This window comes from Microcoleus sp. D3_18a_C4 (genome assembly GCF_036702415.1).
Lineage (GTDB): Bacteria > Cyanobacteriota > Cyanobacteriia > Cyanobacteriales > Microcoleaceae > Microcoleus.
The window spans coordinates 246-25089 of the sequence record NZ_JAUBTI010000008.1; the positions used below are offsets into that span (position 1 = coordinate 246).

At 46.0% G+C, this 24844-nt stretch carries 19 protein-coding genes; 9 read left to right on the plus strand and 10 right to left on the minus strand.

The window, feature by feature from the left end:
* Positions 1–403: 403 nt before the first annotated feature.
* The 5 genes from coaBC to QUB16_RS06140 all read right to left on the minus strand — a co-directional run bounded on the left by coaBC (position 404) and on the right by QUB16_RS06140 (position 7745).
* Positions 404–1603 carry a bifunctional phosphopantothenoylcysteine decarboxylase/phosphopantothenate--cysteine ligase CoaBC gene (gene coaBC, locus QUB16_RS06120; RefSeq protein WP_333314866.1) on the minus strand — a complete coding sequence of 400 codons (1200 nt, stop codon included), beginning with the start codon at positions 1601–1603 and terminating at the stop codon, positions 404–406.
* Positions 1604–1879: 276 nt separating this feature from the next.
* Entirely contained in the window at positions 1880–2092 is a 213-nt protein-coding gene (gene isiD / locus QUB16_RS06125) for a protein IsiD (RefSeq protein WP_006632739.1), read from the minus strand.
* A 45-nt stretch (positions 2093–2137) separates the two neighbouring features.
* Positions 2138–2761, minus strand: a complete 624-nt coding sequence (locus QUB16_RS06130; RefSeq protein WP_333314868.1) for an alpha/beta hydrolase — start codon at positions 2759–2761, stop codon at positions 2138–2140.
* A 609-nt stretch (positions 2762–3370) separates the two neighbouring features.
* Positions 3371–5458 carry a CHASE domain-containing protein gene (locus QUB16_RS06135; protein WP_333314870.1) on the minus strand — a complete coding sequence of 696 codons (2088 nt, stop codon included), beginning with the start codon at positions 5456–5458 and terminating at the stop codon, positions 3371–3373.
* 376 nt (positions 5459–5834) lie between these two features.
* Entirely contained in the window at positions 5835–7745 is a 1911-nt protein-coding gene (locus QUB16_RS06140) for an ATP-binding protein (protein WP_333314872.1), read from the minus strand.
* A gap of 381 nt (positions 7746–8126) precedes the next feature.
* Between QUB16_RS06140 and QUB16_RS06145 the strand changes: the two genes are divergently transcribed.
* A complete protein-coding gene (locus QUB16_RS06145) occupies positions 8127–8324 on the plus strand; it encodes a hypothetical protein (protein WP_015175364.1) in 198 nt (65 codons plus the stop codon).
* A gap of 345 nt (positions 8325–8669) precedes the next feature.
* Positions 8670–9515: a cyanophycinase gene (locus QUB16_RS06150; protein WP_333314874.1), complete on the plus strand. Its 846-nt coding sequence runs from the start codon at positions 8670–8672 to the stop codon at positions 9513–9515.
* A 161-nt stretch (positions 9516–9676) separates the two neighbouring features.
* Here the strand turns inward: QUB16_RS06150 and QUB16_RS06155 are convergent, their stop codons facing one another.
* A complete protein-coding gene (locus QUB16_RS06155) occupies positions 9677–9925 on the minus strand; it encodes a hypothetical protein (RefSeq protein ID WP_333145102.1) in 249 nt (82 codons plus the stop codon).
* A gap of 1451 nt (positions 9926–11376) precedes the next feature.
* On the opposite strand from QUB16_RS06155, the gene QUB16_RS06160 reads away from it, so the two are divergent.
* The 3 genes from QUB16_RS06160 (at position 11377) to QUB16_RS06170 (ending at position 12798) form a co-directional block, all read left to right on the plus strand.
* Positions 11377–11607 (plus strand): alpha amylase C-terminal domain-containing protein, encoded by a 231-nt coding sequence (locus tag QUB16_RS06160; RefSeq protein ID WP_333315084.1) that lies wholly within the window; start codon positions 11377–11379, stop codon positions 11605–11607.
* A 290-nt stretch (positions 11608–11897) separates the two neighbouring features.
* Positions 11898–12275 (plus strand): BON domain-containing protein, encoded by a 378-nt coding sequence (locus QUB16_RS06165; protein WP_333145099.1) that lies wholly within the window; start codon positions 11898–11900, stop codon positions 12273–12275.
* Positions 12276–12378: 103 nt separating this feature from the next.
* Positions 12379–12798 (plus strand): DUF2294 domain-containing protein, encoded by a 420-nt coding sequence (locus QUB16_RS06170; protein ID WP_333314876.1) that lies wholly within the window; start codon positions 12379–12381, stop codon positions 12796–12798.
* On the opposite strand, the gene QUB16_RS06175 is transcribed toward QUB16_RS06170, so the two are convergent.
* Entirely contained in the window at positions 12767–13225 is a 459-nt protein-coding gene (locus QUB16_RS06175; protein WP_333314879.1) for a response regulator, read from the minus strand. The two genes, QUB16_RS06170 and QUB16_RS06175, sit on opposite strands and share 32 nt — an antisense overlap.
* A 545-nt stretch (positions 13226–13770) precedes the next feature.
* Here QUB16_RS06175 and QUB16_RS06180 point away from each other — a divergent pair.
* Together QUB16_RS06180 and QUB16_RS06185 are read left to right on the plus strand one after the other, a co-directional pair.
* Positions 13771–14574, plus strand: a complete 804-nt coding sequence (locus QUB16_RS06180) for a DUF2267 domain-containing protein (RefSeq protein ID WP_333314882.1) — start codon at positions 13771–13773, stop codon at positions 14572–14574.
* 401 nt (positions 14575–14975) lie between these two features.
* Positions 14976–17627 (plus strand): EAL domain-containing protein, encoded by a 2652-nt coding sequence (locus tag QUB16_RS06185; protein WP_333314885.1) that lies wholly within the window; start codon positions 14976–14978, stop codon positions 17625–17627.
* Positions 17628–17975: 348 nt separating this feature from the next.
* On the opposite strand, the gene QUB16_RS06190 is transcribed toward QUB16_RS06185, so the two are convergent.
* Both QUB16_RS06190 and QUB16_RS06195 read right to left on the minus strand, forming a co-directional pair.
* Complete coding sequence (locus QUB16_RS06190) at positions 17976–19628, minus strand: alpha-amylase family glycosyl hydrolase (RefSeq protein ID WP_333314888.1); 1653 nt, start codon at positions 19626–19628, stop codon at positions 17976–17978.
* 439 nt (positions 19629–20067) lie between these two features.
* The gene (locus QUB16_RS06195; protein WP_333057024.1) at positions 20068–20787 is read right to left on the minus strand and encodes a response regulator transcription factor; all 720 of its coding nucleotides are present in this window, start codon (positions 20785–20787) and stop codon (positions 20068–20070) included.
* A gap of 398 nt (positions 20788–21185) precedes the next feature.
* Between QUB16_RS06195 and QUB16_RS06200 the strand changes: the two genes are divergently transcribed.
* Positions 21186–23054: a PAS domain-containing sensor histidine kinase gene (locus tag QUB16_RS06200; protein WP_333314890.1), complete on the plus strand. Its 1869-nt coding sequence runs from the start codon at positions 21186–21188 to the stop codon at positions 23052–23054.
* 503 nt (positions 23055–23557) lie between these two features.
* Here QUB16_RS06200 and QUB16_RS06205 read toward each other — a convergent pair.
* Positions 23558–24085 (minus strand): orange carotenoid protein N-terminal domain-containing protein, encoded by a 528-nt coding sequence (locus tag QUB16_RS06205; RefSeq protein ID WP_333314893.1) that lies wholly within the window; start codon positions 24083–24085, stop codon positions 23558–23560.
* 327 nt (positions 24086–24412) lie between these two features.
* On the opposite strand from QUB16_RS06205, the gene QUB16_RS06210 reads away from it, so the two are divergent.
* Positions 24413–24778 (plus strand): hypothetical protein, encoded by a 366-nt coding sequence (locus tag QUB16_RS06210; protein ID WP_333314896.1) that lies wholly within the window; start codon positions 24413–24415, stop codon positions 24776–24778.
* Positions 24779–24844 lie beyond the last annotated feature (66 nt).

The window sequence follows — 24844 nt, forward strand, 5'->3', positions numbered from 1 at the left end:
GCAGTAAAGGTTAATCTAGATTATCGGTTGTGTGGGGGCGGGTTTATATAAATTGTTGGCGGGTATTAAATATTATTGGTGAACCCGCCCCTACAGGCCATCGTAGGGGCGGGTTTCACCAACCATTTATGCTAGAAACCTACCATCTCAAAAACCCGCCCCCACAAGGCGAAAAATATTTCATTTCGATCGCAGTAAAGGTTAATCTAGATTATCGGTTGTGTGGGGGCGGGTTTATATAAATTGTTGGCGGGTATTAAATATTATTTGTAAAACCCGCCCCTACAGGCCATCGTAGGGGCGGGTTTCACCAACCATTTATGTTAGAAACCTACCATCTCAAAAACCCGCCCCGCCCAACGACAAATCCGCAATTAGTAATATCATCGCAGTTCCATCGCCCTCACCCTTCCCTAACAAAATCTAACAACCGGTGAGCCATTTCTAGCTTGCTGCAAGAGGGAATTTCTACTTGCTTCCCGGCGGCATTAATTAATATTGCTTGATTGGTATTGCTGCCAAAACCGGCACCTATTCGATCGATCGGGTTTGCGGCAATTACATCCAGTTTCTTCGATCGCAATTTCTCCAAAGCAGGCTTGACAATATCCCCTGTTTGTGCTGCAAACCCGATTAATTTTTGGTGCGGCTGTTTCAATTTTCCCAACTCTGCCACAATATCCGCTACCGGTGCCAACGGTAAACAATTCGGGAGCGATCGCTTCGGCAATTTTTCACTACTGTACTCAGCCGGTTTCACATCCGCTACCGCCGCCGCCATCACCGTCAAATCCGCCTCCTGAAAGCATTGCAGCATCGCCTGCCGCATTTCTTCTGCACTCGCAACTGCGATCGCCCGCACACCTGAGAGCGGCAATTCGCCAGTTATACTGTGTACCAGCGTCACTGTCGCGCCCCGGTGCTGTGCAGCTTGCGCCAAAGCTATACCCATTTTGCCGCTGGAAGGATTGCCGATAAACCTCACCGGATCGAGGTGTTCCCGCGTTCCTCCCGCACTGATCAACACCCTAATGCCCGCTAAATCGCGATCGCCCTTCGCATACAACAGCGATTCAATATGAGGCAAAATCTCATAAGGTTCTGCCATGCGGCCAACACCGGCGCGATCGCACGCCAGCATTCCCGCCCCCGGATTCGCAGCATGATAGCGCCGATAAGTCAACACTTCCCGCCAATTCCGCTGCACCGCCGGCTGTTCCCACATATCCGTATTCATCGCCGGTGCCAGCAAAATTGGGCAATTAGAAGCTAAGACAGTATTAGTCAACAAATTATCAGCAAAACCCCCCGCCAACTTAGCCAAAGTATTAGCTGTCAGGGGAGCAATTACAAAAACTTCCGCCCATTCTCCGAGTTGAATATGCAGGGGGCGCCCGTGATTTGCTTGCCAAAAATCTTTGTCAGTAAAAGCAGGATGGCGGCACAGAGTAGCAAAAGTCAAAGGCGTGACAAACTCTCCAGCCGCATCAGTAAGAATAGCTTTAACTTCCGCTCCAGCTTTCGCTAAAGTTGAAACTACTTCGCAAACTTTATAAGTTGCAATCCCGCCACTAACGCCGATTAAAATTCGTCTGCCTTTCATGTCATACCATTTTAGATTTTAGATTTTAGATTTTAGATTTTAGATTTTAGATTTTAGATTTTAAATTGGGAATGACTGATGAATACCAGGGTTGAGAGCTGGCCTACATTCACATTCTTTTTTGAAACGGGTGTCATTTTTTAATAAAAAAGAATCAAGAAAGAAATTAAGATAAACACAGGCTAAAATCCCTAATTCATCTGTTTAATCCGCAACAAAAGATGCTGCTAACTTCTTCCTCAATTCCGTCGAAAATTTTGAGCTAGATTTTTCAGTCTATGCTTCGTCGTAGGCTTCCATATCCAGAAGGTGGAGATAAGGTTCAACCAGCTCCGGCCGCTGAAAAGCAAGCGATCGCAACAAATGCCAATCATTCAATCCCTCAAAAGGATCTGTATAATCGTCAACTTCCAAACGGACAGCCAATTCTGCCACGTCCTGAGAAGTAAGTACAGCTATATCGCGCGATGCTTTGGTTAAAGTTTTCATTTTTTTCCCCTGCCCGAGACTTCCGCCATACTATATACTAAACCTTTAATCAGATTTCGACACAGTTTCTACAACAAAACTTCGCATTACCTCTATAACTTCCGGCCGAATCTCGTGTCCCATGTTAAATTCTCGATACTGCACCGCAGATCCCCAAGCCGTCAAACTCTCGCGCGATCGCACAGCAGCACTAACAGGCACAATAGTATCTTGAGTACCGTGTACGATTAAAACAGGGGGCAAAACACTCCCAGCAACTGGCGAAATCTGGTGTAAATAACCGCTCAGACAAATTAAACCAGCTAGGGGCAAAGTCAATCCCACATCTAGAGTCATCGCTCCGCCTTGAGAAAAACCACCTAAAATCGTGCGAGACAAAGGCACGCCCGTGGTGCTTTCCAAAGACAGCAAAAATTCCCTCAGCAATTGCCGGCTTTCTACCAATCCCTGAGCGTCTTTGGTTTGAAGGTTATACCACGCTTTGCCACTCATTACCTGGGGATGGGGAAAGGGGGCATCGGGAAACACAAACTGATAATCCGGCAAATTGAAAAAGGGTGCTAAGGAAGTCAAATCCCGAGCATTAGCACCCCATCCATGTAAAGCGACCATCAAAGCGACAGGTTGGCGATCCGTTGTGGGCGGTATGCTAATAGATTGTAAAGACATCGTAGTTAATAATTGGTAATCTGGCCTTGCTACAATTATAAATTGTTACGACGGGTAAAAACCCAGATATTTGTTTTCGGCCATATTCCACTGAAATTAGCACAGGTTTGCTAATAACTATAATAGTTGACTGTTGAGTGTTTACTGTTAAGAGTTAACCGTTGAAAGTAGAGTGCGAAATCCGAAACTTTCCCAAGTAGAGTGCGGATAGTTCACCTTTTCTAAACAGGAATTAGGGAGCATCTCCTATTGGTAAAAACACTTCTTCTGACTCCTTCCTTCTGCCTCCTTTCTTCTTCCTCTTTCCTCCTGCCTCCTGCCTCCTGCCTCCTTCTTTCTTCCTCTTTCCTCCTGCCTCCTGCCTCCTGCCTTCTGCCCCCTCCTGCCTCCTGCCTCCTGTCTCCAATTTATAGCTGGGCTGCTTCCATTGAGATGCTCGCAGCTAGACTCCGCTAGAAGCGAGATTTGTTCCGCTAATTCCAATTGACCGAAAGCATCCAGGATACAAACCCCCGGATTCATCCGTCCAGAAATAAAAAACCTGTATCCGATGAAACTTGCCGAACGTATTTATCGGTGGGGTCGCCTCTAAAATCTAAAATCTAAAATCTAAAATCGATTGGCACCTACCGCAGGTGAAACCTTAGAAACAGATTGCTGAGACTGTTGCCGCACCGGCACCTCAATCCAGAATTCAGTTCCCTCTCCCGGAGCCGATACGCACCTGAGCGAACCTTGATGTTTGTCCACTATTTGATAGGCGATCGACAATCCCAAGCCAGTACCTTTGCCTACAGGCTTGGTAGTAAAAAATGGATCAAACAAACGTTTTTTGACATTCTCCGTCATGCCGGTTCCATTGTCAGCGATTCGCACGCATACACAATTAGAACTTAAAAGTTCAGTGCGAATCCGAATAGTAGGTAAAAATGCAGAACTAGAGGCGTTTTTTTCGAGTATTTTTGGATTTTCTGGGTCAGATAAAACATCAATAGCATTGCTCAAAATATTCATAAATACCTGATTTAATTGTCCCGCCCAGCACTCCACTAATGGCAAATTTCCGTATTCTTTGATAAGTTTAATGCCCGGAAAATCACCTTTTGGTTTCAGCCGACTATCCAAAATCATCAAGGTGCTGTCAATGCCTTGGTGAATGTCAACCGACTTCATTTCAGCTTCATCCAAGCGCGAAAAATTCCGCAGAGAAAGCACGATCTGGCTGATCCGTTCAGCTCCCATATTCATAGAGTTTAGGATTTTAGGCAAGTCTTCACTGATAAACTCCAAATCAATATCTTTTAGTTTCGCTTGCACTTCTGGCGTTGGGTTGGGATATTGCTGCTGGTATATTTCCACAAGTTCCAGCAAGTCTCTAGTATATGCGCCTGTATGGATCAGGTTGCCAGAGATGAAGTTGACAGGATTGTTAATTTCGTGGGCAACTCCAGCCACCAACTGCCCCAGGCTGGACATCTTTTCAGTTTGGATGAGTTTAAATTGAGCTGCCTGCAAATTTTTTAGTGCTGTTTCTAGTTCAGCGGTGCGCTGTTTTAGTTGAATTGTACGATCGTACACTTGCTGTTCTACTTTTGCAGTACGTTCTAGAGACATCAACAGGTAAATCGTCAAGCTGCCAGTCATCAATAGCCCGATCGCACAAATTGCCAGCGAACCCTGATACGTCCTCATACTGTTGTACCCCTTTCCCGGCAAAACTAGCAGCCTCCACTGGCGGTCTGCTACGTTAAATAGGCGAGTGCAAGCACTAGGATTTTTACAGATTTTTCCCCGGATATTAGTTAACTCTGGCTTTTCGTGTTTTGGGTTATCTATCAACTGCTTAGCTTGTGAGTCGTAGCGCACCAGAAAGCGTTCTTTCTCTATAGCAGAGTTGTCATAGAGGTAAAAATTAATCTTGTCTAAATTTAGCGATTCTAAAGAGGAATCGACCATACTGGTGATCTGAAACAGACCCGCAATAACTCCCATTAGGTTTTGGCGGCCGTTGACCGAGTTATCAGCAGAAGTTGTGCGGCGGGGTACTGGTAGAAATACTTGCAATCCCGGTTGATTGTTGCTGACTAATCTAATCCGCGCGGAAGCGGCTATTTTCCCGGTATTCACCGATTTCTCTAAAGCTGTTTTGCGATCGGGGCTGGAGGCAACATCAAAACCGATCACTTTGTTATCTTCTTCTAGTGCTTCTCTGTAAATAATGGGAAAGTATTCCGATCGCACTTTTGCTTTGACCTGCTTTTTGTCAGGAGTTCGTTCGTAAATTTGAAATACCGGAAAACCTTCGGATCGAATTTTCCGTTCGTAAGCTGTTTTTTGGGCAGCCGGCACGCGCCGAATCCAGTTAACAGAATGTATAGCAGTATTTCGGGCAAGTGCAGGTTGAGCGAATTGCTTAAAATCTTCTCTGGTAACTTCAGTAGATGCCCTGTAGAATGCTTCAAGTGAGTACAGAACTTCTAAATTTTTGTTGATGCTTTGCTGCAATGCCACATTCAGGCGATCGGCTTGCTGATGAAATTCAGCTTGCATTCGTTGGTTTTCCGAATGCCACACAACGGCTGCGGCTGCCAATGACAAACTCGTACCTGTGCAAAGAGTCAGCGCTGCTGGAATGTAGCGACGGTGCGACTGTAAACTTTCCGTCAGCGAATTAAACCAATTGCTCGCAAAATTCATTTTCCACACCTTCTACCACCGGAGTGCCATTCGTTTAAAGACTTGTGAAATTCCTTGATAGCACGATCGACAGCGCACAAACAAGATTGTCTAAAAACTTACGATCGCAGGAACAGGACTTACCCGGAGAAACCCAATTTCTACGAAAATATTGGTGTGGTAACGAGAAATCTGGGGAGAAACCGGGTTTCTTAGCAATAGTGCATCCACGACTGAGGGATTGCCACCAATTGTAACCAAGTGTAACGAACTCTGTTCCAATCTGGGCGTTCCCAACTTCCTGCCCCGGAAGAACCGGGGAACAAGAAAAAACCTTGATCTGGTGGGGCGGGTAATCAATACCCACCCTACAAAGCCAACTTAAATTGGGAACCGCTTACAAAACAGTCCCTATTTCCTTCAAATAAACCCGTGTAAACGGTTCATCATTCCCCAGAGTATACTGTTCGATCAATCCCTGGCGGCGAATAGAAATACTACTTCCTTCCCTCACCACCACAGTATCCTCATCAGTGCTTTCTCTGACCAACATCATCTCAGTTTCTCCCGGATTGTCCAGCACCACCATATTGCTGCCCCGATAAAACATTCCCTCAGCTTCCAAAATCTCTTCGGGATATTCAGCAATTAACAAATCTAGCTTGGGATTCCGCAGCAAACTTTGCAAGTTGAGATGGTAATTCTTATTCAAAACTTTTTCAGAACGGTTAACAAAAAGTCCACCGCGACAAACCGCACCGATTGTCCAATCGGGATGCTGCAACAGAATATGGTCGATGGTTTCTTGTAGGTCATGTACCGAAATTCTGTTGAAAGTAATAATCGGAATTCTGGCCGCTTTTCCCGATTCAAAGAAAGTTTCGATAATATGCGAAGGCACATCAACCCCTTCGCCGACAGCGGGGTTGAGGTGCATAAAAATTCCCGGCGCGGCATTGATCTCGATAATCCCAAAATTGCCGGTTTTCCAAGATTTGGCGAGAGTTTCTGTTATCACATCAATCCCCAAACAAGTTAACCGAAAATGTAGGGCGATATCTTGAGCCAAAACAATGTTATCCGGGTGAATAGTGCGGGTAGCGTCGATGCTGATGCCGCCTGCGGAAAGATTAGCGACTTTGCGTAGATACACAGTGCGATCGCGAGTTGGCACACTATCCAATGACAGCCCTTGTTCTTCCAGATACATTTCCATCGCTTCGTCGGACTGAATTTTGCTCATCGCCGAAGTTGGCGTATCCAAACGTTCTGGTTTGCGGTTTTCACGGCGGATCAATTCGCGAATTGTTGAGTCGCCATCACCTGTTACCGAAGCGGGCCGGCGTTCAGTTGCAGAAACAAATTTGCCGTCAACGCACAGCAGCCTAAAATCCGATCCTTTGATGCTGTTTTCCACAATTACTCGCACCGGATCTGTTTCGGGAATGGCCTTAACTGCTCTTTTAAAAGCCGCCTGCAATTCCTCGGCATCCTGGACATCTGCTGTTACGCCAATTCCTTTATGGCCGACTACTGGTTTGATAGCAACTGGGTAGCCAATTTCTCTAGCAACTGCCAGAGCTCCGTTTTCTGTGGAGACGATATCGCCTTTGGGAACAGGAAATCCTAATGTAGCGAGAAAGGCTTTACAATCGTCTTTGCGCGTGGTAAAATCTGAGTCTAAGTGGCTGTCAGAATCAAAGGTAGTTGCAGAGCCGCGAACCAGTTTTTTGCCGTACCCATATTGCATTAGTCCTTCATCCCACAAATAAAATGCGGGAATGCCTTTTTGGGATGCCGATCGCATTAACGAATAAACTGTCGGGCCTCCGTAAACTGACTGCCGGAACATATTTTGCAGCGCGCCAATTTGTGATTCCAAGGGAAAGTCTTGATTTTGATTGATGGCTTCAAACCAATCCCAAACTGCGTACACTACTGCTCTGGCAGTGCGGGCGTGAAGTGCTTCTATGCTGATTCTGTTAAACTGAGAAAACGGCTTGATGTTCCAGTGTTGGAAGTGCAAACCCATGTCGAGTTTGGCTACTTCTGAGGCGGTACGGCCGAACAGTTGGGCATGGTTCGAGAAAGTTTCGTGCAGCAGTTGCGGGTAGCGATCGCCAATAATTTCCTGGTAATGTGCGATCGGCAAAGGTTCGCTCGCGCCCGTCACCGCTAAATCAAAAACTAAAGCCGCGGTGTCTAAATAAGGGTTGGGCCCGATATAGTGTTTGAAGTTGAAAACATCAAAAATATCGGTTTTTCGAGCATTGACTCGGGCTGTTTCGGTGCTTTTTTCTTGCAGCATTTTATAACCTCCTTTGAGCTAATTTTTTACGGTAACTTTATAGTCGGTGCATGGGATACTACCTGCGGGCATAGATATTACAGCAGTGAGATAAATACTCCCAGCAATTCTGCCCTCAGTATTTGCCGAGAGGGGGAGTGGGAGAGATGGGGAGATGGGGAGAGGGGGAGAGGGTGAGAGTGGGAAAATATTCCTTCTTCCTTCCACATCTGACTAAGTATTGATGACTAAGCATTGATAACTAAGCATTGATGACTAAGCACTTATGACTAATGACTACTTCTTTCCCCCCTCCCAAGAAAAAGCTATAACTTTTGAGAGGTACACTGTGTACTTATAATTGTTTATGACAGTGAAAGAAAATTTAAGAGGCAGCAAATTATGAAGATCGCACAAACTGCTCTCAGGGAAAAAGTTCACCACCTAGCTGAGGAAGCCTTTCACCGGAAGCTAATTTCTGGCTACGGCGATGGTCAAAACAGCAACGAATATCAGATTGTCTGGAACGGCAAACCCAGACACCTACCTTTAGAACGGGCGAGTACCATATTGAGCAATTTGATCGAGCGATCGCACTAAGGGGCGATCGGGCTAATTGAGGACTTACGCTCATCAATCCGATTTCTACGAGCAATCAGAGGAGGATTAGCGAAGAATCGGATCGGAAACCGGATCGATCGCCCCGCGCGCGTGGGCCCTGTAATTTAAGCTCATTCCTTGACCCCCCCTATCTCCTGTTAGGGGGGGTAAGTTTGTTTTCTCGATTATCGAGGATGAGTAAACTCCCATATCACCCTTGCTGTGTGCGTTCTAGAGTGGTAGAAGCCTGAGAGGTTTTTGGTATCTATATATACCTTTTGGCCGTTTTCGGAAAAAAGAAGTTTGTGTTTTAGTAAAATTACATAAATTAACAGTGGAGATAATATGGCGAGCAACGAAATTCAGGGGAAGTTGCTAATTATTGGTGGTGCCGAAGACAAAGAGGGGGACTGCAAAATTCTGCGGGAATTCTTGCGCTGCGCCGGAGGCACTAAAGCCCGCATTGTAGTGATGACGGCTGCAACAAGCCTGCCGGGAGAAGTAGGAGATAATTATATCCGAGTGTTTGAGCGACTCGGCGCTGAAGATGTGCGAGTTGTTGACACCCAGAAACCCGAAGATGCCAACAATCCAGATTATTTAGAAGCGATCGAACAAGCCACCGGCATATTCTTTACCGGCGGAGATCAAGCCCGGATTATTAGCTGCTTGAAAGACACCAAACTCGACGCAGCTATGCACAAGCGCTACTCGGAAGGGGCGATCGTTGGTGGCACCAGTGCCGGCGCGGCGATGATGCCAGACGTGATGATTATTGAAGGAGACTCGGAGACAAATCCCCGCGTTGATGTGGTAGCAATGGGCCCGGGAATGGGTTTCCTTCCAGGAGTTGTCATTGACCAGCATTTCGCCCAGCGAGGTCGTCTGGGACGCTTAGTTTCGGCACTCTTGCTGCAACCTGCCGTGTTGGGATTTGGTATTGACGAAAATACAGCTATTTTAGTCAGCGGTGACGAGTTGGAAGTCATTGGCGCAGGCGCTGTAACTGTCATCGACTCGTCTGAACAACTCCACGACAATCTGGAGGGACTGTTGAAGGATGAGGCTTTGGCGATTTGCGGGGCAAAGTTGCACATCCTCCCCCACGGATACCGGTTTAACTTGAAAACTCACCAGCCGGTGCTCCATAACGTAGCAATTACAGCAGAGACAGAAAGGGCGATCGTCTAATTTACTTGCCACTGGCAAACATCTTAAAATTATGTAAGGTGGGCACTGCACACCTTACCCATTCTACCAAGTAGGATGGTTAAAAACCCAGTTGCTCTCTCCACAAGTAATAAAAAGAAGAGGATTTTACCTCTTCTTTTATTGCTGCGGTTTCGGGTTTTTTAAGCACTTTTCTGTTCGCCAAAAATCGACTGCTGCCCTTCTGCGGTCGATATTAAATTCCACCCTTGAGTTCTCAGCTTTTGATATGTTGCCCATCCCTTAGAACCACCTGGTTCCCGGTAGTCGGATACAGCGAACTGCGGAAAAGCTGTATAAGGCCGCCACCCCTGACGGGCATCGGTGCGTAAGTGCAATATCTTTTCTCCATTGCGTCCCAATCTGGGCAACCAACACATTTGTTTTAGCATTTTTAACACTCCAGAGTTTTACAGTAACGGTAATTCGCCAACATCCCACATTAAACTTTTAGAGCCTTAGAGCCACTGCTCGGAATATCTAACGGGTAACAGGGACGAATGAGATTTTCACCAATTACCAATTACTGAGGTAGCAGCAGTCGTTAAAGCTGATTTTTGTTCTACAAAGTTTACCAGTCAAAAACTATAAAACAAGTGATACCAAGACATAAGCAAAAATAATCCTTGCTATTCTCGGCTCAAACTTGCCTTAAAGTCGGAGGAAAACCCAGTTGAATAAAGGATTCATGGTTCTGGTTTCCCTTGCCTTACAATTACACGCTCATCCTCGCTGTTTCCGCATAAAATGGCATCTTTCTACGGTATTATTCCTGTAGGCTAAAAAATGTTTCTTTAGTTACAAATGTTAAATGTTCACCACGATTTATTTAGTTATCAAAAGTTAAATTACTTTTCATACAATACTTCAGACAGTTTTTGATAGCCCACCGTAGAATAAGGGTTTCAAGGCTCTAAGGCAAGTTCGCTACCAACGGAAAATCTAGGGTTTCAGACTACTAGACCTCTTGCAAAAATCCTTTCATCAATTGATGGGACGGGCTCTCCGGCCCGTCCCACAAGAGTTATTTCTTCTTGTGGGACGGGCTCTCCGGCCCGTCCTAATTATTTTTGCAAGATGTCTACTAACTAAAAACAGTCCCGACTATTTTTCATAAACAGCGCTTAATAATTTTTAGTTACTTTAACTACATTTTTGATTAAAATCTGGCCTCCGCGTGCGGGAGCATCTCAATGAAAGCAGCCCTCCGCTAGAAATTGGAGTTAGGAGTCAGGAGCCAAGAGCCAGGAGAAAAGAGTCAGAAGGAAGAAGGAAGGAGCCAGAAGAACTGTTTTTACAAATATGAGATGCTCCCCCGCGTGCTGGTGCGTAGTGTGCACTACTAAATCCTCCGGCTGCCCACTGTACACCTTACAACATAAGAGTTACAGCGTTAACTCTTAACTACGATGGCGACAAATTGGCAAAATTGTAAAAATCAATACTAATCACACTTAGAAGTTCTGCAAACAAGCTATTCATGGCCGCTGCAATTGAATTTAAACTCTTCGGTTCCAACAACAAAGCAGCTAGACTGCTCGGCTTCTTTTCCTTTCCTTATGGAAAAAATTTGCTTAGAAAAAAATGACAGAGGTTATTTCCGCACTAAAATTCAGGGCGTTGCTTAATCAGGGTATGAAAAAAAATAAGTTGAAAATCCCGAAGCTTTGTAGATACTGGTTTCTCTGACTTGCATATTTAGCCTTTCATACCATAAATCAGCAACGCCCTGCAATGGTCTTTGTTGAAAAATTAGCCAAATCATGAGTTGTGGGAATACTACAAACACGTGATTCGGCTGCGGCAACATTTGCCGGCACTTTATACCGACAATATTTAATTTATCCCCGAAAATCCAGAAGCCAAAGTGCTTGCTTATTACCGCTGGAGCGATGAGGGAACGCGAGCAGTAGTTGTGGCTAATTTTTCGGATAATTATCTATCTGGTAACAGCATTCCTAAATTTCCGGCTGCGGGAACTTGGCACGAGTGGATGTACAACAAAATAGTAGAAGTTGGCGAAGAAGGGTTTAAGTTTGATTTGCCGGAATGGTCAGCCCAAGTATTTGTTTGAGAGCCGGAGAATTATGTCTCCAGGCAGATGATCTGGGAAGTTGTACAACAGTAAATTGTATTTAGGATGGGCGCACCAAAGTCAAGAAACCGGGTTTTTCTACCGGGGCGGATGGCTGTAACGATACTTTTTTGTAAAAAAAACTCGGTTTCTGCATCCAAGAGTGCGATCGTAATTCCTGGTATTGAGAATAACAATTACAGGGCGATTTGCCAACCGTGAATTAACACGTCAATTAACACGTGAATTAACACGTCAATTAACACAAACTTTGTCGGAGGACAAACTCTATGGGCTGGCTAAAAAGATTGTTTGGTTTAGAAAAAAAAGACAATCAAGAAACTGTTGACGCTCCTGCTTACCAAGCACCTGTAGCTCAATCTCAAGCTCAAGCTCAACCTGCTGCGAGCGCTCAGACAATCCCGCCGGAACGCATGGGCTTGAACGGAGAATACGATCAAAGCGGTTTAGCTAAACGGGTGGCTCAGGCTTTCGATGCCAATCCCGATGTTGCGGATATTGAGACTGTTTATGTGGCTCAACTTGGCACTACGGTAGTTCTCAAAGGTACAGTTCCCAGTCAGGAAATTGTCAACAAGTTGGTGACAATTGCTAAAGGTGTTAAGGGTGCAACTGGGGTGCAAACTAATGAAGTTACTGTCGGCTAACGCGACGGTTATTTCTAACAGTTAGCAGTTAGCAGTTAACAGCTAACAGTTAACTGTTAACTGCTCACAGTCTTTTTTATCTATTATGGTTTAAAGAAAAAATATGCCAGGGGAAACCTTAGAACCTAGTCGGGGTAAATTAGAACGGACTCTTTCGCAGGGAATTCAAGCTTTGTACCGCTCTCAACTCGGACACCCAACGAGTCAGGCGCTCTGCAATCTTTTGGATAACAAATTGATAATTGTTGTCGAAAATGGGCTTACTCAACCGGAAAAACTGCTGGCTCAGAACGGTCAGCAAGATTTGGCGTTGCAGGTGCGAACACAATTAGAATCTCTTCTGGAATTGCCACTGAAAGAATTAATCCAAAAGGTTTTGGGCGTGGGAGTCATTGATTTGCTCCGCGATGCGACCTTGGAGACAGGCCGCACTGGAACGATCGCAATTTTGGACTCTGCACCTCAAGTTCGTGATTCTAATTATAATAAATCTAAAACTCAACCAAAAGCAGTGGAGAGTTGAGGTGCTGGCGGATAACTGTTTCTAAATCTTTGATGTTAAAAGGTTTGGAAAGGTATTCCACGCAGCCTGCTTGGAGAATTCGAGCGCGGTCTTCTGGTTTTGCTAGTGCTGTGACAGCAACAATCGGAATATGTCGGATCGCGGGGTTTTGTTGGGCGCGCTTTACTACTTCCATACCGTCTATATCCGGCAGGCAAATGTCGAGTACGATTAGGTCGGGTTGTCGATCGACTGCTGCTGAAAGAGCTGTGTACCCGTCCACTGCTCCCACGCACTCGCAGCCGAATAAATCGAGTATTTGTGTCAGCAGCTCTAAGTTGTCAGGATTGTCGTCTACAGCCAACACTAAAGGACGCTTGTCAACCGGGGGTTGACCGCTAGTAAAAGACGAGGATTCCAATTTATTGTTCCAATGAGGGTAGTTCATAAATGCCGATCGACACGATCAAAAAATTTGTTACCGAGGCATTCTTTAAGTGGCGCTGGGGCACTTGAAACAGATTGGCTCGTATTTGTAGCTCTCCGATGACCAGTTTTGGGTCTAAGCCGATACAATATCGGTACAAGCGGGGGCAAAACGACCGCAGTTGGTTAACCCCAGAGCATCTGCTTAATTCTACCTCTCCCAGCGTCAATTACCAAGGCTGAGACCCTCTTGGTGCGTCAGCCTTGGTAAAAATACGCACTAAATACGGAAAATATTACCAATCAAGCATCCTCGCTTAATAGCATTGAATAGTGGCGACAGCTTTTTAGGATATTAACCACATTAGAGATGGGTTCCCATACAAGGATCTACCTAAAGGAAGATTCTAACCGATACTTAATTTTAATAACTTCCACCTGCTGAGAGATACTTGATTACTCTACTTTATACTTCAATGTTTGAAAGTAGTAATCATCACAATTTAAGCCAGTAAAAAAAATCAGTTTTTACATGAGCTTTACCGGATATTAACCTAGGAGGTTTTAATGACAATTCCAATCAGAGACGACCTGACTTACATTTTGCTCAAAAAGATTGGCAGCGGAAACGGCAGGGGAGAGTCGGAAATTAGGAACGCAGCGGAAGAATATGTCGGTCACCCGGTGGCGGAAGCGGAATTGCTCGGTCATTTGGACTACCTCAACCAAAGGGAATTTATCAAAGCTAAGTTTAGTGGCGAGCCTTATGGAGGAACTGAGTTAGTGCCGCCTTTAGTGGCATTTCAAGAAGCTGAGTTAACAGAAAAAGGCCACAAACTGTTACACAAAATGGAGACGAATCCTCCGGTCTCGCTCCACCACGAAGGCTCGGCAGTTCCTATCGCTTCAAAGGATATGCCGTTTTTGGAAAAAGTGATGGTAAACGGTCACTTGGAGGATATTTTTGATGCCCGCGACATTACCGAAGTAGTGTACCGGGTCATGCGCGATGTGATGACAAAAGAAGCAATTGAGCACGTGGAATCTGAATTGCACACAGAAGTTTTGCCTACGGATGACAAAACCCTGCAACAAGAAATAGCAGACCTCTGGAAAGATACCAATCCGCTGGTGGGATTGCTCAGCCGGATACGTCAGCCTTTGACCGGCCCGCCTGCACCTTTGGGGATCGATGGCAATTTGTTTGCACGGAGGGTGGAACTAGAAGGCGCACTTCCTTCAGGAGTAAAACCGGAAACTGCGATCGCCGCTGTATTTTCGGCAACGAAGGATGAGCTGTCCGAGGAGCGAATTCAGGAAATAGCTGGCTTTTTGCCGGACAGAATTCGGGAAATTTGGGCGTCGGCTTAACGAGACATTTTAAGGTATAAATACTTGCCAGCCGGCTTGAGCAACCAGTATTCTCCCTCCAGAGGGCAGAATACGGGTTGGTCAAGCAGGTTTCTCTATAGCTTTTGTGTTGTAGCTGTGCAATTGCTTTGTATTGAGGACTCAAGTCCGATCGAACTCGATCGGACTTGAGTCCTCACTACTTGTCAGATCGCTCTTTCCTTGCTTTGTAAGTGCTGTGAAAAACCCGGTTCATCACCGAAATTGGTCGGAAAACCCGAAATATCCCCAGAAACCGAGTTTCTCGGTCTTGGGTTGGGTCAAGCCCCTAGACGGGGCGAAAGTGTTGTAATGTATAATACAGGGCAAGTTAAGACTGTGGCTCGCAAAAATGCTGTCAACAGCCCGGGAGCTCAAAAGCGATGACCCGCACCAAAGTTAGACAAATGTCACGATCGACTTTAGAACAAGAGATTTTACTCAATCGAATTACCAATCGCATCCGTAACTCTTTAGAACTCCAAGAGATTTTGACCACCACTGCGCGAGAAATCCGCAGCTTTTTAGAAAGCGATCGAGTAAAAGTTTATCGCTTTGAGGCAGACGGTAGCGGTGAGGTGATTGCTGAGTCCATCAACAGCGACAAGTTGCCATCTATGCTGGGTTTGCGCTTTCCACCAGGCGACATTCCCCAGAGTGCTCGGGAAATGTTTCTCAAAGCGCGGCAGCGAGTGATTGTAGATGTGGAATTGCAGCATCAAACAATTAATCGGTTAGATTGTCCCGAAACCGGCAAAACTTTAGCAGTTGAAGATATTAGCTATCGTCCTGTAGACCCCTGTCACGCTGAATATCTGAAGGCTATGGGGGCACGTTCTTCTCTGACGGTGCCGATTTTGCATCAAAATCACCTTTGGGGACTGTTGGTGTCTCATCACAGCCAACCGAAACGGTTTAGCGATCGAGAATTGAAAATGGTGCAGTTGCTTGTGGATCAACTTTCAATTGCGATCGCCCAATCTTTTCTGCTGAGTCAAGCTAGACAGCAAGCGCGCGACGAAGCCGTTATCAACCAAATTACCAGTTTGCTGCATTCTCCTCTGGAACTAAACGAAATTCGCAAAGCAGTTCTCGAACAAACTGTCAAGCATTTACGCGGTTCAGGAGGGCGACTCTACATTGCAGCCGAGTTTGGCGATCGGCCGGCTTTGCTTTATACCTGTGGCCAGCAGCCTGCAGACATCGACCTTGAACTCAGCCCGTTTTGGCAGCAGATTATGGGGAGGGCCAACCAAGACGATCGAGCACAAACTGCTAATCATACAAGCCAATTAGGTATTTTTGAAAATCTCTATTCCCAGCATTACAGCTCAATTGACAGCAATATTTCCAGTTATATCGTACCGCACTTGTACGCAATTTCCGATATTTCTAAAGAACCTCAACTCAAATCTGTATCTGCCAATTTAGTCGCAGCTTCCATTCGATCGTTTTTGGCCGTACCGCTGCAATACCGCCAACAGTGCATCGGCTGTCTCACCGTTTTTCGCAGCCCTATACAAACCGAAATTTTGTGGGCGGGCCGTTGCAGTTCGGACGCCCGGAACGATCGTCCCCGACAGTCCTTTGCAGCTTGGAAAGAAATCAAAACAGGCGAAGCTCAAAAGTGGACCAGCGAGGAACAGAAGCTAGCACAATCTTTAGGAACTCACCTGTACATGGCTGTAATGCAGAGGCGTGTAGAGGCGATGATCCGACATCAAGCTTCTCACGATCCATTAACGGGTTTACCTAATAGATTACTGTTTAATGAAAGGCTGTCTTTAGCTTTAGCTAGCGCTCACCAAAATGGAGAAATGCTGGCAGTAATCTTTCTAGATTTAGATAGATTTAAAAATGTTAACGATACTCTCGGTCACCCAGTGGGCGATTTGTTGCTGCAAAGTGTATCTCGGCGTTTGACTAACTGTTTGCGCGTCGGGGATTCGATGGCTCGTTGGGGCGGAGATGAATTTACTGTGCTGCTGTACAATATCACCACCCCAGAGGAAGCAACTAAGATTTGCCAGCTAATTATCCAGAGTTTAAGCACTCCTTTTGATTTTGAGGGTTTGGAACTTTATATTAAGGCTAGCTTGGGAATTGCTTTGGCTCCTTACGACGGAGAAGATGCAGAAACTTTGCTGAAAAATGCTGATGCTGCGATGTACAAAGCTAAACAGAAAGGTCGCAATAATTATCAGTTTTACACGCAGGCGATCGGCAGTAAAGTCTCCGAGGATCTGAACTTAGAAAATCATCTTTACAAAGCTCTAAACAAATCTGAGTTTGTCCTGTACTATCAACCGCAAATAAATTTAAATACTGGCAAAATAGTGGGCATGGAAGCTCTGATTCGCTGGGAGCATCCCGAACGCGGTTTGATTCCTCCCGATCGATTTATTCCCTTAGCTGAGGAAACAGGATTAATCTGCCAAATTGACGAATGGGTGATGCGGACTGCTTGCTTGCAAAATCGAGCGTGGCAGTTACTGGGATTGCCGCCGATGCGGATAGCGGTGAATTTATCAGCCCGCCAGTTTCTGCAACCTCACACGGTACAAATCATCGCTGAAATTTTATCAGAAACCAAGTTAAATCCCGAGTATTTAGAAATAGAAATTACCGAGAGCATTGCCATGACAGATGTGAGCTTTACGGTGTCGGTATTGCAGCAGTTGCAGGACATGGGAATTCACATTTCTCTGGACGATTTTGGCACCGGTTATTCTTCGCTGTGGTCTCTGAAAAACTTTCCGCTCAATAATTTAAAAATAGACAAATCCTTCGTGGCAGATTTGGTGACGGGCAGCAACGGTGCTACTATTGTGAAACTGGCGATCGCCTTGGGACAGGGGCTGAATTTACAGGTGATTGCTGAGGGAGTGGAAACAGCAGAACAGTTAGCGTTTTTGCACTCGCATAAGTGCGATATGGGTCAGGGTTACTTCTTTAGCAAACCAATACCGGCGGCGGCGGCAACGCAATTGTGCCTAGAAAATCAATCTGGGAACAAACAAAAGCTTCTCTTTTGAGCGATATCTGTAGGAACAAAGGCTTTCGCCGTTTCCGGCGCGGGGAGTAAGACACGGCGTCATGCCCATAGGTGTCAACTTAGCGTTAAACCCGCACTCCGGCAGTCCGGCAGGGGTTGAAACCCCTGCCTCAAAGCTGAAGTCCTCGCTATGAGGACTGAAAAACTCATTAGTCCTCATAGCGAGGACTTCAGCTATTAGACAGGGACTTCAGTCCCTGGCGGACTGCCGGGTGGGAGGACTGGCGGACTGATAGCTTAAGTTGACACGACGAAAGGCAGTGCCGTTTTCCTACATAATGATTATTTTGGGGTAGGGAAACGGCGAAAGTCTTTGTCCTCCGTTGCCTTACTGCCAAACAAACACTTTGGCTTCGTATTCCGGCAAGTCAATCATAATATTGTCATCGCCCGATTCAATATCATAATTCCCCGTCCATTCGTGCCAAGTTCCGTTTGCCGGGAAGTGGGGAACGCTGTAACCAGCTAAATAATTTTCCGAGAAATTCGCCACTACAACAACTCTCGAACCTTCATCGTTCCAGCGAGTGTAAGCAAAAACTTTCGAGTCTGGGTCTTCGTGGAAAAAGTCGATGTTTTCTGTGTAAAGTGCTTGGTTATTTTTACGCAGGTGAATCAAGCCTTTGTAGTATTCCCACAAACCTTTATTGAGGTCATTTCCTAGCAGCGTCCAGTCTATTTTAGCTTGCTCAATTGTTTTGCCTTTATATTCGCCAAATTCTTCGCCCATCCAAATCAGCGGCACGCCAACTGCTGTCATTAACAGCACGGTTCCCAACTTCGCCCGCTTGAATGCTGCTTCATCCAAAATTCCGCGCGATCCCAATTCGGCAAAAACGCGATCGTGATCGTGATTGCTCAAATAATTGACTACATTCGTAGCACCCAAGTAACCTTGCCGCTTGCAGTCGATTACCTCTTTGAGACGTTCTAAATCAAAATTGTCCCCGCAGAGTTGTGGAATTATGGAGTGATAGAAACTGTCGTGCCAGCAGCCGTCCATCGGCCCGTCTAGATTGGTGATGCTGGGATCGTCGGGAATGTATTCCGCAACGGTGTAAAACGGTTTGGGGCCGGCGACATTTTTGGCTTCTTGAACTACCCAGTGCATAAAATCGTAGTTAGCAATTTGTCGCGCCGCGTCGAAACGAATGCCGTCGAGATGATATTCTTGAATCCAGAAGCGGACTGTATCGCCAGCAAATCTGCGCGCCGGGAAAGTTCCTAAGTTTTCGTCGTAGAATTCGTAGTTAAATTCCGGGCCCCAATTGTTGTCTGGATCGCGGGGTTCGTGGTGGTACCAATAATCGTGATCGATTTGAGTGAGGGGGCTCGACGCTTCCGAGTGGTTGTAAATCCCGTCGATGATGACGCGAATGCCGCGCCCGTGACACTCGTCTATCAGGTTTTTGAGTTCTTCTGTGGTTCCGTAGCTGGACTCGGCAGCGAAGAAGTAGCGGGGGTTGTAGCCCCAACTGTAGTCGCCTGGGTATTCTTTGAGGGGCATGAGTTCGATCGCGTTGATGCCGAGTTCGACTAGGTAATCGAGTTTTTCGACGACGTGCTTGTACTTGCCGCGGGCGAGGGGGTCGGCTTCGCCGCCGGAAAAGTCGGCAACGTGCATTTCATAAATCACTAATTCCCGATCGGCCGGCAGCGGTTTGTCGTCGTGTTTCCACACGTAGGTATCGACAATGCGATCGCCATCTTTGATCCGAACAAGGCCGTTTTGACTTGGATCGTCGATGTCAGTCGCGTAGGGATCGACCACATCTACCCACTGATCGGGTTCCACAAACCAGCTTTTCGACTGAACGCGGAATTTGTATTGATAAACGCCATCCTCCAACTCAACTCGCGTGCGGAAATAACCATCTTCGTCCTTTTCCATCGGAATATCTTCCCAATTAGAAAAAGAGCCAATCAAGGCAGCTCCTTTGTTGTAGGGAGCAAATAACTTGAATTCAATTGGGGCGGCCATAATACCTCTTTCTAAAATATTTCAGTAGCAGTAGATACTTTTAATTTCGCAAATTTAAGCGAACTCAGCATCACTCTACGGATATAATTTCTTTAAGGCTTAACTATTCCTAAAAGTCTCGTAATCTGGTCTCTGTCTCTGCCTTTTATCAAGTGAAATCGCGCAATATCGGCAGTGCGAGCGAAATTTATCTAACTGGGGATCGCTCAACAATAAGTATTAGTAATAAGATAGTTTTTTAGCATCTATCTTAAGGTAGATTTACTTTTTTTAAAATTTAAAATATATATGTACTGGGATAGATGCGGCTTTAAAATTTCCCCTTTTATTAACAACGAACAATTAGTCACTCGCCGTGCACTGCACAGCCTAAATCAGTTGCTGTAAGGTGCGCCCAGCGCACCCTACTTTTAACTTGATTATGCGTGATGATAAGGCTTCATCCAACCAAGCCAGAACGCAGGGCGAGAACGGCTGCCTGAGTGCGGTCATCAGCGCACAACTTGTTCAAAATATTGCGGACGTGAGTCTTGACTGTACCGACAGTAATGTAAAGCTTTTCGGCGATTGCAGCATTGCTGTAACCCTGTACGATCAGTTCCAAAACCTCTAATTCCCGCTCGGTTAAAGGGTAAGTCTCAATGATGTGACTAAACTCTGGTTCGGCCGCCTTAATTGTGACTCTTTTGCCCTCAGCCTTCGGTTCTTCCGGCGCGGGTTCCTGAGTGCGAGCTTGTTTCAGGACGATACGGGCGATCGCCGGATCGATCCAAGAGTTACCTTCGTGAGTTACTTTTACTACATCTAATAACTGATCGAAGCTAATATCTTTCATGCAGTAAGAATCAGCTCCGGCGGCAAAAGCTGCCAGAACTTCTTCTTCATTGTCCTGAAAAGTCAGAATCAAAATTTTGGTATCAGGATCGGACTCCGCTACCGATTTTTTGAACTTTTGTGTAAGTTCAATGCCATCAAAATCCGGCAAGCCAATGTCTACAATTGCCACGTCAGGTTTTGAAGACTGAAGCAGTTTCAAGCCCTCTGTAGCGTTAGCTGCATCGCCGACAACTTCTATGGTGTCACGCTGTTGTAAAGCTGTGCGGATGCCGACTCTTGTCAGGTCATGGTCTTCTACCAAAGCAACGCGAATTTTACTCATCTTTCTTCCAATAGCCCGCTAAACTTTTAAAATATCGTCAACTGACTCAGCTAAACTGAGTAAATTTGAGAATGTGTCCTGATTTAGGGTTTTACAGGTCGCACATCATTTTTAAGCATACTCATGCAGCCGCCAAGAATGCAAGTTAATTTTTAAGTTATTTTGCGGCGATGCCTGCACGAGCCTTCCTCGGGACAGGTAAGCTCTCAATGTTTCAACAGTTTAACTGAATTATCTCATTGTCCGCCCGTTGATAGAGGTAAAGATACCACTACCCAGATAAATTTAAAGTATAAAAAATTTTGATGCACTTGGATCGTCAAAATCAATAAAGCTAGCAGCACGAGTCTTTAGCCGATGTTAGGGCTGTAGTCCAATGCTTATTTATATAACCTGTTATGACTCAGTATCACGGCAATAAGTCTTTTGAGTCGGAGTTTTCCGACTCTGAAATCTTACACAAAGTATCTGAAATAACATCCCCCCAACCGCAAGTTGGCGACGGTCAAACTCAGGACGATCGCCTGTGGTCGGCAATTCCTCAGATAGTTTGGAAAACAAATGCTGACGGCGGGGCGACTTATTTCAGTCAGCGCTGGGAGGAGTACACCGGGGTACCAGCAGCAGCAGCTTTGGGTTTCGGCTATCTGGCGCGCGTCCACCCAGAAGACCGCCCTCGTCTATTGGCGAGATCGCACACTTCTAAGTTCCCGCCGCCAAGCTACGAAATTCTATTTCGTCTGCAGACGCGAGAGGGCACTTACCGCTGGAACGTGGCGAGAGGAGGGCCCGCTAATCTAGACAGTCAGGAAGTTTTGGAGTGGGTGGGAACCTACACAGATATGGAGCCGATCGAACAAACTCAAGCCGAGCCCCAAGCAGAACTAGAGTTGTGCCACCATCAAGCGCGCTCGGAAGCTAACTTCAACGCTGAAAAAAGGTGCGAATCCCGGACGGTAATAGAGCCGGGGCGGGAGTTACAGGTGATAGAGCAGTTTACAAATATATTGAGCCAGCGCGCGGGTAATTGGGGTGAATTGGTGCAAGCCATCGCGGACGCGACTGTGGAGGCGATCGCAGGAGCGGAATTTTGCCTAGTTGCTCTCCTGGAGTCCGATTGCACCGGCCTCAAACTCAGCGCTGTCGGGGGCACGGAAAACTTTGGTGGGGGCAAAACCCCGCACGTGCAAAACAAGCTGCTGTGGAAAGCATTTGCGACGGGAGAGTCTGTAGTCTGCCGATCGGAGTCTAGCGACGGCTTGCTGCCGGCGGCGGCTTGTGCAGCGGCGATCGATTCAGGACCAAGCGGGCGTTTGGGTGTGTTGGCCATCGGCAACGGGAAAGACAGCATGGCGATGGACGGGCATACTCAGCAAGTGCTGGCGGTGATGGGAAGACAAGCTGCGATCGCGATTAACAACGCACTGGCGATCGAAAAATTAAAAAAGCAGGAACAGCTTTTAGACTTGCAAAACGAGCTGCTAATTCGTCAGCAGGAAGAACTGGAAAATCAGGGGCGACGCATTCAACAGCAAAAATTGGAACTGCTAGAAGCAGCCAAGGTAAAATCGCAATTTTTGGGCATCATGTCCCACGAATTGCGAACTCCCATGAATTCGATTATCGGCTTTTCCCAATTGTTGCTGCGCCAGCACAAACAACTGCTGACCGCCCAGCAAACCGAAATGGTGGGGCGCATTTTACATAACGGCAAAAATCTGCTACTGCTAATTAACGATATCCTCGACCTCTCCAAAATCGAGAGTGGCCGCACAGAATTAAAAATTGAAAAATTTCATTTAGCGCATTTAGTAATGGATGTGGCCTTGGAATTCGGAAATCAAGCCACCGATAAGAACGTGGCCATGTCCGTCAGCGTGTGCTTGCAGGATCAGTTTATAGTTAATGACAAGTTGCGCCTGCGGCAAATTTTGGCTAATCTCGTTTCCAACGCGGTTAAATTCACACATGAGGGAAGCATTTACATTGAGGTGCGGGAATTAAATGGCGATCGGCTAATTATCACCGTTCGGGATACAGGAATCGGCATCTGTGAAAAGGCTCTTCCCCACATTTTCGACAAGTTCCACCAAGGCGACCAAACCACAACTCGCCAATATCCAGGCACCGGTTTAGGACTAGCTATTTGTGCTTCTTTAGTCAAGATTATCGGGGGCACAATTACGGTAGAAAGTCAACCCCAAAAAGGTTCGATATTTCGGATGGAATTCCCGCGAAAAATTTACCCGAAAAAACTCATTTGCTGACTGACAACCTGGGAGCCTCTCAATGAAAGCAGGCCAGCTAGAAATTGGAGTTTTGAGGCAGGAGTTTTGAGGCAGGAGTTTTGAGGGAACAGGAAGAAGGAAGGAGCCATAAGAAGTGTTTTTACAAATATGAGATGCTCCAGAACACCTTTTTATATTTATCAGAATGGCCAATTTTCACTGCTCATACAAAAACTTTCGTCCCTATCTAAGATACGAAAGAATAAATAGGACTAAGCTACTCCGCATTTAAATTGCAGAGTAAAATAAATTTTTCCTCTTGTGGGGAGTAGAGGTTGGGCCGGAAAGCCCGCTCTCAACATACAAATTAAATGAACAACAGCTTAAGAGCAAAAAAAGGTTTTACCTACTAATTATAGCGGTAGGGTGCGCCTCGGCGCACCCTACATATAGAGGTTTTGGGTAATTCCTTTATTCTTGAGTCCCTCTGTGCTATGAGGAGAGTTTGTGTAGGATAGGTTGCAACAGCAGACTTTTATGTCTTAAAGACTAGAAGTTTTTCCTACTTCCGCCTGAGTAGCAATTGGTTTAACATCGGTGTAGCCCATATTATTAGCTACGTCGCGCAGCACCGAAATTTGCTGTTCAAACTCAAGACCTTCAAATTGACCCAACACGCCATTGACAGCCTCAGTTGCCTCATATCCTTCGGGGATATCGACAATTGTTTCCCCCATACCAATAGCCCAAGCATACCAAACCACCAACTGATTGTTAGCAGTTAAAGCTCCGTAAGCGTGAGAATACGGCGTGTCGTCGCCGTTGACAATCCCTCGCATTATATTCAGTTGTTGGTCATGGGAAAGCTTGTAAAAATCATCGAGCAGCATGGGAGCTAATTGTGGGTCAGCAGCGGCGGGAGCGGCTGGTGTAACTGAATCTCCCATTTTTTCATAAACAAAGTAGAGCAGCGCCAGCTTTTCATCTGTACCCAACCCGTTGATTGCCTGAACTATGTTTTGAGTGTCGTTGGAGAGAGAGTGAGGATTGGTCGCGGCGGGTGAGTTCATAAATAAAATTCCTTAAAAATGCTTCCAGAATATATAAGTATCAACATTTGTAAGTGCAAGTCACCATCCCCGAGAGGTAATACGATTTTAGATTTTAGATTTTAGATTTTAGATTAAACAATGGGGAATGGCTGAGTATGTATGGGTTTGGAGGTTGCCTCAAGCTGCATTATTTTAAGAAACTCGTGTAATGTTAAGACACCACCCTAGGATAAATCATCCTTAAGATAGAAGCCAACGATACATCTGCGGGTAGATGAAAAAGCCTGGGATATAAGTAATAATTGATACAGTGAATTGTTAAATAAAACTAGCAAGGAGTCGGCTATGTCTCAAATCAATCCAGAAGTCAATAACATTGAAAACTTTGACGCTCAGCAGATCGCTGAAAGCGCGGAAGCTGGAGAACAAAAGTTGCCGACCGTTGATGTATCAGCAGACTACGAAGCTTCAAAAGAATTCAGCGTTAGTGACATCGATCGCACGAGTGCCGGGGCCGAAGCTGCCGCCGCTGCAACTGCACCTAAATTTCCTATTCCCGCTCCTAAAGATATCCCAATGCCGGCAGATACAAGCGGCAATCCCGCTGATTTTCGTTCGATGGCTCAGGACATTACGCCTGCAGGTACACCGGGCGAAGTTACCGACGATTTGATGCAGAAAGCGATCGAGCTTGGTACTCCCGGCAGTTAATTTAGAAATTCTCAATCTCGATGCAAGACCTCTGTATTGTAGGGTGCTTATGGCGCGCCTTACCCC